General features: G+C 69.9%; 8 protein-coding genes. 5 read left to right on the forward strand and 3 right to left on the reverse strand.

All coding sequences use genetic code 11. From position 1 onward, the window contains the following. The first annotated feature begins 6 nt into the window (after positions 1–6). Positions 7–732, forward strand: coding sequence for a DUF72 domain-containing protein (locus W7U_RS08435; RefSeq protein WP_008256902.1), 726 nt, complete (start codon positions 7–9; stop codon positions 730–732). A 45-nt stretch (positions 733–777) separates the two neighbouring features. Further along, positions 778–2,010: an FAD-dependent oxidoreductase gene (locus W7U_RS08440; RefSeq protein ID WP_008256905.1), complete on the forward strand. Its 1,233-nt coding sequence runs from the start codon at positions 778–780 to the stop codon at positions 2,008–2,010. On the opposite strand, the gene W7U_RS08445 is transcribed toward W7U_RS08440, so the two are convergent. The 3 genes from W7U_RS08445 to W7U_RS08455 form a co-directional block, all read right to left on the reverse strand. Further along, complete coding sequence (locus W7U_RS08445) at positions 1,984–4,143, reverse strand: NAD-dependent epimerase/dehydratase family protein (RefSeq protein ID WP_008256907.1); 2,160 nt, start codon at positions 4,141–4,143, stop codon at positions 1,984–1,986. The genes W7U_RS08440 and W7U_RS08445 overlap by 27 nt on opposite strands. A 112-nt stretch (positions 4,144–4,255) precedes the next feature. After that, entirely contained in the window at positions 4,256–5,740 is a 1,485-nt protein-coding gene (locus W7U_RS08450) for an acetyl-CoA acetyltransferase (protein ID WP_008256909.1), read from the reverse strand. A 93-nt stretch (positions 5,741–5,833) separates the two neighbouring features. After that, positions 5,834–8,242, reverse strand: a complete 2,409-nt coding sequence (locus W7U_RS08455; protein WP_020822583.1) for a CoA transferase — start codon at positions 8,240–8,242, stop codon at positions 5,834–5,836. A gap of 196 nt (positions 8,243–8,438) precedes the next feature. Here W7U_RS08455 and W7U_RS08460 point away from each other — a divergent pair, with 196 nt between their 5' ends. From W7U_RS08460 to W7U_RS08470, 3 genes are all read left to right on the forward strand, one after another. After that, positions 8,439–9,362, forward strand: a complete 924-nt coding sequence (locus tag W7U_RS08460; RefSeq protein ID WP_008256912.1) for an undecaprenyl-diphosphate phosphatase — start codon at positions 8,439–8,441, stop codon at positions 9,360–9,362. A gap of 101 nt (positions 9,363–9,463) precedes the next feature. Continuing rightward, entirely contained in the window at positions 9,464–10,327 is an 864-nt protein-coding gene (locus tag W7U_RS08465) for an SDR family oxidoreductase (protein WP_008256916.1), read from the forward strand. A 30-nt stretch (positions 10,328–10,357) separates the two neighbouring features. Further along, the gene (locus tag W7U_RS08470; protein WP_008256918.1) at positions 10,358–12,730 is read left to right on the forward strand and encodes a phosphoketolase family protein; all 2,373 of its coding nucleotides are present in this window, start codon (positions 10,358–10,360) and stop codon (positions 12,728–12,730) included. Positions 12,731–12,770 lie beyond the last annotated feature (40 nt).

A 12,770-nucleotide genomic window follows, 5' to 3' on the forward strand; every position in this document is an offset into this window, starting at 1 on the left:
GCCGCGGTGACCATACGAATCGGTACCTCGGGGTGGTCGTACAACCACTGGATCGATGTGCTGTATCCGCCGGGAACGCCATCGGCGCGCCGGCTCGCCCGCTACGTCGAGGCGTTCGACACCGTCGAACTGAACGCCAGTTTCTACCGGTGGCCCAAGGATTCGACGTTCGAGGGTTGGCGCGATCAGCTGCCGGACGGCTTCACCATGTCGGTCAAGGCGCATCGCGGCTTGACGCACTACCGCCGGCTGGCCTCGCCCGAACCGTGGATCGAACGATTCGAACGCTGCTGGCAGCTGCTGGGTGATCGCCACGGCGTGCTGCTGGTGCAGCTGCACCCCGAACAGCAGCGCGATGACGCGCGCCTGGATTCGTTCCTGCAACTCATGCCCACGTCGATCCGCGTCGCCGTCGAACTGCGGCACCCGTCGTGGAATGACCCCGCGGTGTTCGAGCTGCTGGAACGCCATCGCGCCGCGTATGTGGTGATGAGTGGGCTGGGGCTCGAGTGCATTCCCCGCGCGACGACGGATCTGGTGTACATCCGGATGCACGGGCCGGATCCCGAGGCGAACTACGCCGGTTCCTACACCGCCGACGATCTGCGCCGCTGGGCCGAGCGGCTCACCGCTTGGGACGGTGAAGGGAAAGACGTGTGGATGTATTTCAACAACGACCTGGGCGGGCACGCGGTCCGCAACGCTCTCGACCTGCGCGAGCTGTTGGGCTGAGCGCCCGCGAGTAGGCTGAAAATTCCACAGAACGGAGCCCCATCCATGGCCAACTCGACCAGCTTCGTCATCATCGGTGGCGGACTCGCGGCCGCTAAAGCCGTAGAAGCATTGCGCGACAACGATTTTGATGGGCACATCATTGTGTTCGCCGACGAGGAACATCTGCCCTACGAGCGGCCGCCGCTGTCGAAGGAGTATCTGGCCGGCAAAAAGTCGCTGACCGATTTCACCGTGCAGAACTCCGACTGGTACCGCGACCACAACGTCGACCTACGGCTCAACACGCGGGTGGCCTCCCTGGACGCCGCCGGCCACACCGTCGGGCTGCCCGACGGCACCACCGTCGGCTACGACAAGCTGTTGCTGGCCACGGGATCGGCCTCGCGCCGGCCCCCGATACCGGGGTCGGACTCCGCCGGTGTGCATTACCTACGCACCTACGAAGACGCCGTGGCATTGAACGACGTTCTGTCCGAAGGCGCTTCGCTCGCGATCGTGGGCGCCGGGTGGATCGGGCTGGAAGTGGCCGCGGGTGCGCGCCAGCGAGGTGTGAACGTCACCGTGGTGGAAACCGCCAGGCAGCCGCTGCTGGCCGCGCTGGGCGAGACCGTCGGCGAGGTGTTCGCCACCCTGCACCGCGAGCACGGCGTGGATCTTCGCCTCGAAACGCAGGTCGAGGAGATCACAACGGCCGACGGCTCGGCCACCGGCCTGCGGATGCGGGACGGATCGACGGTGGCCGCCGACGCCGTGCTGGTGGCCGTCGGCGCCAAGCCCAACGTCGAACTCGCCGAGCAGGCCGGGCTCTCCCTGGGCGACGGCGGGGTGCTCGTCGACGCCTCGTTGCGCACCAGCGATCCCGACATCTATGCGGTCGGCGACATCGCCGCCGCCGAACACCCGCTGTTGGGCACTCGCATCCGCACCGAGCACTGGGCCAACGCGCTCAAGCAGCCCGCCGTGGCGGTGGCCGGGATGCTGGGCACACCAGGCGAATACGCGGAGCTGCCCTATTTCTTCACCGATCAATACGACCTCGGGATGGAGTACGTCGGACACGCCCCCAGCTTCGAGCGGGTGGTGTTTCGCGGTGACGTCGCCGGCCGGGAGTTCGTCGCGTTCTGGCTCGACGGCGACCACCGGGTGCTGGCCGGAATGAACGTCAACATCTGGGATGTGCTCGACGACGTCAAAGCGCTGATCCGGTCGAAGGCCGCCGTCGACCCCGACAAGCTGGCCGACCCGCGCTCACCCCTGGGCGAGCTGCTCGGCTGAGCCATCCTCGGCGGTGGTCCCGGCGCCCGGGTCGTCGGGGCTGTGCGGGGCCGGCGCCCAGGCCCCGTCGATAACGTCGGGTGGGAACTGCGCCTGCAGGCGTTCGCGTTCGGTGCGGCGGCGTTTGATCCGCAGCCGTGCGTCGCCCGGCATCGTGACCAGCTCATTGCACGTCAGGTAGTACATGTCGTCGACGGCGTCGATCAGGTCCGCCTCGACGCGCAGAGATCCCAACGCGCGCAACGTCATCCGCAGCTCGTGCGTGAAGCGCATCGTGGTGTCGTGGGCCAGCTCCCGCGAGCCGCGCGCGTTGGCGGTGAGCCGCTCGGCCAATGTGGCGGGCGTGGGCTCGGGGGGTGCGGCCGCCGCCGCGGCGGTCAGCAACATCGTCGGGTCGTCGGCGAAGGTCGTGCTGGCCAGTTCGGCCTCGCCCGGACCGCGGTGCCCGATGCGTGCGACGACCGCGTCCACGGTGGCGGCGGTCTTGGGCGACAGCGCACGAATGCTCGCGAGGTTGCCCTCGGCGGCCAGCGCGCGCAACGGCGGGTCGGCCCGCAGCGCCGACGCCAGCTCGGCGGTCTCCGCCGCGACGAGTCCGCTGTCGGTGATCATGCTGATCCCGGGCACGCTGCGCCCCGCCTGGCTGCGCGGCAGCGCCGCGGCGGTGACGCCGGTGTCGATCAACCAGAGCGCGTTGAGGATCCAGCCCTGGTGGATGCGGTCGCGCAACAGCCGCAGCCGCACTTCCAGGGCCTCTTCGGGCAGCAACGCCAGTTGCGCGGCATCGAGGTGCTCGGCTTCCGCGGCGGCGCAATACGCCCGGGTGTCGACCCGCAGGTGACGCAGGAGCGCGACCGACCGCCCCGCGGCGACGGCCTTGGCGACCGAGCCGAGCGCCCCGGCCGTCCAGGCCGGCTCGCCGAACGGCAGCGGATCGCCGACCTGGGGCTGGCCGACGAGGGCGTTGCGGGCGACGGCGTCCTCGTCCCAGCCGGGCAGCTGGCTGGCCGCGACCATGTTGACCGACACGCCGACGTAGGCGCGGTGGCCGAACACCGCGATGGCCCTGCTGCCCCATTCGGCATCGGCGACGCCGCCGAGGGCGAGCGCCTGTCCCAACACCCGGCTCGCGGTGCGCAGCCCGCTCAATTGGACGTCCAGCGTGATCGGGGTGAGCGGTCCGGGCAGCGCCTCGGCCAGTGCGGCGCCGCTGAAAACCGGGAACCGCGAATCGATCTGGTCGTCGAATTCGCCCTCCAGGCCTTCCGGCGCGGCGGTGCGCACGTCGTCACCGGCCGGTCGCCGAGATTGCGGCAGCACCTCGACGGGCAGCGCGAGCCGTCCCCCCTGGTTGATCGCGCCGGCGGTGTCCAGCCGGCGTCCGACGAGTCCCCGCGCGGTGTCGGCGACGGCGTCCAGCGCGTGCCAGCCGTATGAGAACATCCAGTCCTCTTGTGCCGCAGCGACATCGAACTCCGGCGTCAGCTGGGCCCAACTGCGCACCCGATGCGGCCGGATGCGCGGGTCGGCGGCTCGCAATACGCGCCAGGCGGTGACCATGTTGACGGTGTCCGGGCTGGCGAGGTCCACCACACCGGTGCGGTCGGTGTCCATCGCCAGGACCAAAAAGCGCATCAGGTCGTCGAGGTGCAGCACGCGCATGGGCTGCGCGGACACCTTGCTGCGCAACAGCGTGGCCACGGTGCGGCACACCATCCAGTCGAGCTGGCGCCCGACCGGTGGCGCGATCCGGATGACCGCGGTGGGTCCCCAGCTCGAGGACACCAGGTCCTCGGCCGGCCGATACAACTCGGGCCGTCCCGCGGCCTGCGACACGAACACCAGGCGGGAGCCGGCGCGCGCGGCCGCATCGGTGACCCGCGCCAGCCCGTCCATGCCGGCGCTGCCGGGCGCGGTGGGGTCGATGGGTGCCAGGTGGATGACCGCGTCGGCCTCGTCGGTGAGCTCCCGCAAGACGCGGTCGCGCAGCGATGCGCAAACAAATTCGACGTTGCGGTCGAGGCAGGGATGCGGGAGCTCAGCAATGCCGGTGACCGTGTGCCCGGCAGCGATGAGCTGCCCAGCGACCAGGCGCCCGAGTGCGCCGGTGGCGTCGGTAACCAGGATGTGCACCTGGGCTCACCTCCCCCAACCCTCAGCACTCAACAATAGGCAAGTCGGCATAGGCTACGCGACCGTTACCCAGGATCGGCGCCGCTGACCTGGCGCCATACGGGTGACAGGGCTACCGCAGCGTCGCGCTGCCGTCCGCGGCGACGGCGACCTTGGCGCCACCGAGATCTTCACGCACCGAGGCCTGCACCGCGTCGGCGTCGGTGACCACCGCCAGCGCGCGCGACCCGTCGGGGGTGCGCACCGCCACAAAGGCCTTTTCCGGCCGTCCCTCGCGGTCATACGGCGTCGTCCACGCCTCGAGGGTGCCCACGCCTTCCCATTCCACCACCGCGTCGGTCGTCGGCTCCGCGTCGACCTCTGGTTGCGTGTCCTCCCAACGGAATTCGGCCGGCGGTTCGGTGCCGTAGACACCGAAGCTGTGTTTGGTCAGGTAGCCGCCGTTGGCGGTGATCAGACCGCGCCGGCCCGGATTGGCCACCAGCAACTCCGCCATGGTGGCTATCGAATGCATCACGTAGTTGCTCCACGGGCCGCCGGCGAACGTCAGTCCGCCGGTCACGGTCAGCGGCCGGGCGGGGTCGTCGACGCTCAGCCCGAGTTCGGCCGCCGCGACTTGCACCGCGGAGGGAAAGCACGAGTACAGGTCGACGTGATCGATGTCGTCGATGCCCAGGCCGGCCAGCTCGAGCGTCCGCGCGCCGGCGATCCGGATGGCCATGGACCGGTGCAGTTCGTGGCGCTCGGCGATGGACGGTGTGTCGTGCGCGTCGGTGCCCGCGTGCGGGTACACCCAGCGTTCGGCGGGGATTTTCAGCCTCCTGGCCTGCTCGACCGAGGTCAGAACGAGCGCCGCGCCCTGGTCGACCATGTTGTTGGAGTTCATCAACTTGGTGTAGGGCCAGCTGATCATCCGGTTCCGCGGGCCCACCCGGCGGATGTCGTCGGCACTGGACGGCGTGCGGATCCACGCGTGCGGGTTGTCCACCGCCACCGCGTTGAACCGCGCCCACAGCTCCCCGATGCGCTGGAGGTGATCGTCGATCGACTCGCCGCGCGCCACCCGCAGCGCCTGCTCGAACAAGGGGTAGACGTAGGCCGGGCGGTCCAGGGAAATCCTGATCTCGGCGTCGCCGGCCATCGGGACGTCGTTGCCGCTCACCTCGGCCATCGGGACCGAGCGGTCCTGTTCGGTCCACACCAGCTTGCCGCCCTGGGCCCGCAGACCGCGCCTGGTGCGCCAGGTTTCGGCGCCGGCCAGCAGCACGACGCCAGCGCGGCCGCCCTGGATGTCCAGGCAGGCCTGGTTGAGCAGCGATTGCGGCACATTGCCGCCGACCGGGCTGTACAGCGTGGTGAAATCCGAGGCGCCGATGCGCTGGCCCAATAACAGCCCGGGATCCCGATACTGGGCCGACAGGATGTTGACCACCCGGATCGAGTCGACCGCCTCGATCACCGCGGCGTCGGCGGCCCGCTCGACCGCGGCGACCATCAGGTCCATCGGTTCGACGGACCGCGTGGCCGGATCGATCTCGTCGCGGTGGTTGACCTGGCCATAGCCGATCAAAACCGGGGTCCTGGGGTCAGCGGTCATGCGTCGAACCTATCGGACCCCCGGCGTGCGGCTCGCCGCACAGTGGGGCGCGAGGGTGCGGCCGGCCGCACATTCGGGCGATCGCGGGGCGGCTCAGGCGTCGGCGGCCGGGCCGAACAGCACGCGGTCGTCGATCAGCCGCTGGATGTCGGTGGTGTTCATTCCCAGCACGTTTCGGCAGATCTCGACGGTGTCCTGCCCGGGCTGAGGCGCCGGGGCCCGCCGGGCCGACGGAATGTGGCGGTAGGGCGCCGGTCCCGTCTCGGCGGGCAGCGGGTTCTCGATCAGCGGATGAGCCATGGCGCTGTAGACGTTTCGCGCGATCAGCTGAGGGTCCTCGAGTATGTCGGGCGGACGGTTCATCGGCCCGGCCGGAACACCCGCCGACTGCAGCAGTTCGGCGGCCCGCAGCGGGGTGCGGGTGCGGGTCCACGCCGAGGCCCGTTCCACCAATTCGTCCCGATTGTCCAGCCGCGCTTCGCCGGTGGCGAAGCGCGGGTCGTCCGCCCATTCGGGATGGTCGAAAACCGAAGCGGCGTGCCGCCATTCGTCGTCCGTTCGGATCGAGATGACGCACCATTCGTCGTCACCGGCGCAGGGATAGACCGCGTGCAGGCTGGTGTCCTGGCGGATCCGGTCGATGCCCGCGGCCAGCGCGGCTTGCGTGACATACAGGGTGTCGAGCTGGTTGACCACGACTTCGGCCTGCGAGATGTGGACGTGGGCGCCGTTGCCCGTCCGGTCGCGGTGGATCAGCGCGGCCAGCGCGGCGATCGCGGTGACCCGGCCGACCACGTGGTCGGGGAACACCGTCGTCGCGTCGTAAAACGCGTGCCGCGCCGCCTCGGTCCCCTCCCCCGGGCCGTCGCTAGTCCAGAGCCGGGTGACGCCGGTCGTGGCCCGCACGAGCGGGCCGTACCCCAGCCGCGCGCTCCACGGCCCCGTGTCGCCGAACGCGCTGCTCTCGGCGAGCACGATCCGCGGGTTGAGGGCGCGCAGCTCGTCGTAGGAAAAACCCAGTGCGGTAAGGGTTCCCGGCTTGAAGTTGGCGAAGACCGCGTCGGCCTCGGCGACGAGCCGGCCGAAGATCTTCTTGCCCTCGGCGCTGCGCAGGTCCAGCCCCAAACCGCGGTTGTTGCGGTGCGTCCAGGCGAAGGACTCGCTCATGGCCTCGCCGACGCGGGCCTGCCGCAATCCGTCGGGGTAATCGGCGCTCTCGATTTTGATCACGTCGGCGCCCAGGTCACCGAACAGCCGGCTCAGCTCACCGCCGGCGACGATGATGCCCAGATCCAAAATCCGCAGTCCCGCAAAGGGATAGTCGCCGAGACGGCCCGACGCCGACGGCACCACCGACGGATTGCCGCGCCAGTACGGTTCGTCGTGGCCCGCGGCGGGCACCGGCGTGCGGAAACCCGCGCGCCGGCCGTCGACCACGAAATACCCGGTCGGCACGGCGGTCCGCACGCCGGGGACGAGCTCTGCCTCGGTGATCGCGCCGACCGCCTGGAAGTGATCCGAACCCAGAATCCGCGCCGGCGTCAGCACCGCGGCGATGGGCACCCCGTGCGCCTGTCCGGCGGCCACCAGATCCTTCATGCTCTGTCCGGCGAAAAGCTTCTCCAGCAGCTCGCTGATCTGCGGCCACACCGCGAATCGCGCGCCGATCACGTCGTATTTGAGATCTTGGAAGTCTTCCGGCTCCCCCAGCCAGCGCCGCAGGCCGCGCCACTGCCGGGGCGCCATCACGCACAGCCGGACGTAGCCGTCCCGGCAGGGGTAGATCGGGTAGGCGTCCTGGTTCTTCGGACGGCCCCGCCACCGCCCGGTGCGCCGGACGCCTGCGGCGGCCTGCCCGTGCGCGCCGAAGGCCGGGTCGAGGGCCATGACGACCGCGTCCAACCACGAGAAGTCGATGTAATCGCCGGTGCCGCAACGCAATCGGTTGTAGTACGCCGCGAGCGCGGCCCACGCCGCCTGGACGGCCGCGGTGGCCGACGCGATGCCGTCCGGCGGCAGCACCGGGGTGCCGGTGGTGGGGCCGGACCGCGACAGCGCGCCGCACATCGCGTACAGCACCGGATCCGTGGCGCGCCACGAGGACCGCGGGCCGGTCGCGCCGAAGTCGGTGACCGACAGCACCACCAGGTGCGGGTAGCGGGCGGCGAGCTCCTCGCCGGAGGTTCCGAACATGGCGCCGCGCTCGTCGGCGCCGGTGTCCACGACGATGTCGGCGTCGGCGGCCAAATCGAGGAAGCGGGCGCAGTCCTCGTCGTCGAACGGGTCGAGCACCGCGCTGCGCTTGTTGGCGTTGCGCACGGCGAACGGGATGCTGGCGCCGCGCAGCGTCGGCAGCGCGTCACGCGCCAGGCAGCCGCCCGGCGGTTCCACCTTCAACACGTCGGCGCCCAGATCGGCGAACAGACGGGTCACCACGTCGGCGACCCCGCCCGACAAGTCGAGGACGCGGACGGCATCGAGCAACCCGTCGACCATCTGCACACCGTACCTGCCTGGTCAGGGCGCTGCACGGCGGGCGCTCGCCCGCCTGACGGGTCGAGCATGCGGCCAAAATGCCGGGTGGGCAAGCGGATTCGGCGCTCATCCCCTCGGGTCGGCCCGAACGGCCACTCGGGGACTCGCGTGGGCTATCGTCACAGGCCGACCGCGACCCGTCGTCTAATGGAGGCAACCCGCTATGACCGCGCACTTGAGCTACGTCGAGGCCGTGGTGGTTGGCGCGTTCCAGGGCGTCACCGAGCTGTTCCCGGTCTCGAGCCTGGGGCACGCGGTGTTGGTGCCGGCACTCGTCGGCGGGCGGTGGGCGCAGGACCTCAGCGTCTCGGCCCCCCACTCGCCCTACCTCGCCTTCATCGTCGGCCTTCACGTCGCCACCGCCGCCGCCCTGCTGCTGTTCTTCTGGCGCGACTGGCTGCGCATCCTGTCGGGGTTCTTCTCGTCGCTGCGGTATCGCCGCATTCAGACGCCCGACGAGCGGCTGGCGTGGCTGATCGTGGTGGGCACCATCCCGGTGGGCCTGGCCGGCCTGGCGCTCGAGCAGCTTTTTCGGACGACGCTCGGCAAACCGATCCCGGCGGCGACGTTCCTGTTGCTCAACGGCATCGCCCTGTACGTGGGCGAGGTGTTGCGCCGCCGCATCGCGCCCGCGCCCGCGCCGGGACAGCCGGCGCCGTCCGATGCGGAGCTCGAACACGGCGACGAGGCCTCGGATCAGCGGCTGGCCCAGCTCCCGCTGCCGCGCGGCCTGGTGATCGGGGCCGCGCAGATCCTGGCCCTGTTCCCCGGTATCAGCCGGTCGGGGATCACGATCGTCGCCGGCCTGTGGCGCGGCCTGTCGCACGAGGACGCCGCGCGCTTCTCCTTCCTGCTCGCGACGCCGATCATCCTGGCCGCCGGGGTGTACAAGATCCCGGAGCTCTTCGGGCCGCTGGGCGCCGGCATCGGCGGCCAGGTGCTGGCGGGCAGCGTCGCCTCGTTCGTCTGCGCCTACCTGGCCGTGCGCTTCCTCACCCGCTATTTCCAGACCCGGACGCTGACCCCGTTCGCGATCTACTGTGCCCTGGCCGGCGCCGCCAGCCTGGTGTGGCTGGCCGTGCGCTGAACCTCGCCCGGTCCGACCGGCTGTTGCGCGGCCAGACTTCGAGTGCTGTGCTTACCGGATTGTCTAGTTGACACCCGTCAAGAATCTGGAAGGCACCGAACATGGCAGACACGGGTTCCCTCGGCCTCAAGGTCGTCGGCGGAAGAGTTCGCGACAAGGTGGTAGTCATCACCGGCGGAGCGCGGGGAATTGGGTTGGCCACCGCGACCGCGCTGCACAATCTGGGCGCCAAGGTCGCCATCGGCGACGTCGACGAGGTGCGGGTGAAGGAGTCGGGCGCCGACCTGGGCCTCGACGTGTACGGAAAACTCGACGTCACCGACCCGCAGTCGTTCGCCGATTTCCTCGACCAGGTCGAACGCCGGCTCGGCCCGATCGACGTGCTGATCAACAACGCCGGCATCATGCCGGTCGGCCGCATCGTCGACGAACCGGACGCGGTCACCCGGCGGATTCTGGACATCAACGTCTACGGCGTGATCCTGGGCAGCAAGCTGGCGGCCCAGCGCATGGTGCCCCGCGGCACAGGCCACGTCATCAACGTCGCCTCGCTGGCCGGGGAGCTCTACATCGTCGGGCTGGCGACCTACTGCGCCAGCAAGCATGCGGTGGTCGCGTTCACCGACTCGGCGCGGCTGGAGTACCGCTCGGCCGGGGTGAAGTTCTCCGCGGTGTTGCCGACGTTCGTCAACACCGAGCTCACCGCGGGCACCAAGGGGGCCAAGGGGTTCCGCAACGCCGAGCCCGCCGAGATCGCCGACGCCATCGTCAAGCTGGTGGCCCACCCCAAGCCGCGGGTGCGGATCACCAAGGCCGCGGGGGCGATGGTGGTGTCCCAGAAATTCTGGCCGCGCCGCATCGCCGAGGGCCTCAACCGGATGCTCGGCGGCGATCACGTCTTCACCGACGACGTCGACGTCGAAAAGCGGCAGGCGTACGAAGCCCGCGCCCGCGGCGAGGAGTAGCGGGAGGGATCGGTGGGAACAATCGGTGAGATGACCCACGCAACCGCGCTCTCCGACGACGAACTCGCGCTGATCGACAAGTACTGGCGTGCCGCCAATTATCTGTCGGTCGGGCAGATCTACCTGCTGGACAACCCGCTGCTCACCGAGCCGCTGACCATCGATCACGTCAAACCGCGGTTGCTGGGTCACTGGGGCACCACCCCCGGGCTCAATCTCGTCTACGCGCACCTGAACCGGGTCATCCGCCACCGCGACGCCGACGTCATCTACGTGACCGGGCCGGGGCACGGCGGACCGGGGCTGGTCGCCAACGCCTACCTCGAAGGCACCTACAGCGAGGTCTACACGGGCATAGAGGAGGACACCGAGGGCCTGCGCAAGCTGTTCCGGCAGTTCTCCTTCCCCGGCGGGATCCCCAGCCACGTCGCCGCCCAGACGCCGGGATCCATCCACGAGGGCGGCGAGCTCGGCTACGCGCTGGTGCACGCCTACGGCGCCGCCCTGGACAACCCGTATCTGGTGGTGGCCTGCGTCGTCGGTGACGGCGAGGCCGAAACCGGGCCGCTGGCCGCCAGCTGGCACTCCAACAAGTTCCTCAACCCCGTCACCGACGGCGCCGTGCTGCCGATCCTGGCGCTCAACGGCTACAAGATCGCCAACCCGACGGTGCTGGCCCGCATCCCGCACGCCGAACTGGAATCGCTGCTGCGCGGCTACGGGTACCGCCCGATCACGGTCGCCGGTGACGACCCGGCCGATGTGCATCGGCAACTTGCCGCCGCCCTCGACGACGCCTTCGACGACATCGCCGCCATCCAGGGTGCGGCCCGCGGCGGCAACGGGGTCGAGCGGCCCGTGTGGCCGATGATCGTGCTGCGTACCCCTAAGGGCTGGACCGGGCCAAAGATGGTGGACGGCAAGAAGGTTGAGGGCACCTGGCGCTCGCACCAGGTGCCGCTGGCCGCGACGCGCGACAACCCCGAACACCGTGCCCAGCTCGAAGAGTGGCTGCGCAGCTATGGGCCCGGGGAGCTTTTCGACGAAAACGGCCGGCTGCGGCCGGAGCTGCGGGCGCTGGCGCCCAGCGGGGATCGCCGGATGAGCGCCAACCCCCACGCCAACGGCGGGGTGTTGCTGCACGACCTCGACCTGCCCGACTTCCACGACTACGCCGTCGCCGTCGAGCGACCGGCGGCCGTCACGCACGAGGCGACCCGGGTGCTGGGCGGGTTCCTGCGCGACGTGATCGCCCGCAACAAGGACCGATTCCGGCTCATGGGGCCCGACGAGACGGCCTCCAACCGGCTCGACGCCGTCTACGGATCGACCGACAAGGTGTGGCTGTCCGAGATCGAGCCCGACGACGAGCACCTGGCGCCCGACGGCCGCGTCATGGAGGTGCTGTCCGAGCACCTGTGCCAGGGCTGGCTGGAAGGCTACCTGCTGACGGGGCGGCACGGCCTGTTCAACTGCTACGAGGCGTTCGTGCACATCGTCGACTCGATGCTGAACCAGCACGCGAAATGGCTTGCCACCAGCCGGGAATTGCCGTGGCGGCGGCCGATCGCGTCGCTGAACTACCTGCTGAGCTCGCACGTGTGGCGCCAAGACCACAACGGGGCGTCCCACCAGGACCCGGGGTTCATCGACCTCGTCGCCAACAAGCGACCCGAGCTCACGCGGGTGTACCTGCCGCCGGACGGCAACACGCTGCTGTCGGTGGCCGATCACTGCCTGCGCAGCCGCGACTACATCAACGTCATCGTCGCCGGCAAGCAGCCCGCGCTGGCCTATCTCGACATGGATGAGGCCATCGCGCACTGCACCCGCGGCCTGGGCATCTGGGAGTGGGCGAGCACCGCTCAATCTGTGGGCGACGACCCCGACGTGGTGCTGGCGTGCGCCGGGGACATCCCGACGCTCGAGACGCTGGCCGCCGCCGACATCCTGCGTTCCGAGCTGCCGGAGCTGGCCGTCCGGGTGGTCAACGTCGTCGACCTGATGCGGCTGCAGCCCGACACCGAGCACCCGCATGGCCTGCCGGACCGCGAATTCGACGCGTTGTTCACCCCGGACAGGCCGGTGATCTTCGCCTACCACGGCTATCCGTGGCTGATCCACCGGCTGACCTACAGCCGCACCAACCACGCGCATATGCACGTGCGCGGCTTCAAGGAACGCGGCACCACGACGACGCCCTTCGACATGGTGATGCTCAACGATTTGGACCGCTTCCATCTGGTCATGGATGTCATCGACCGGGTCGACGGATTGGCCAGCCGCGCCGCCATGCTGCGGCAGCGCATGGTCGACGCCCGCCTGGCCGCGCGGATGTACACCCGCGAGCACGGCGAGGACGACCCGAAGATTTCGGGGTGGACCTGGCAGCCGAGCGACTGAGATTCGCGTGACGGCAATCGCATTGGCCCGTCGCGCCGTG

The organism is Mycobacterium sp. H4Y (genome assembly GCF_000364405.1).
GTDB lineage: Bacteria > Actinomycetota > Actinomycetes > Mycobacteriales > Mycobacteriaceae > Mycobacterium > Mycobacterium intracellulare.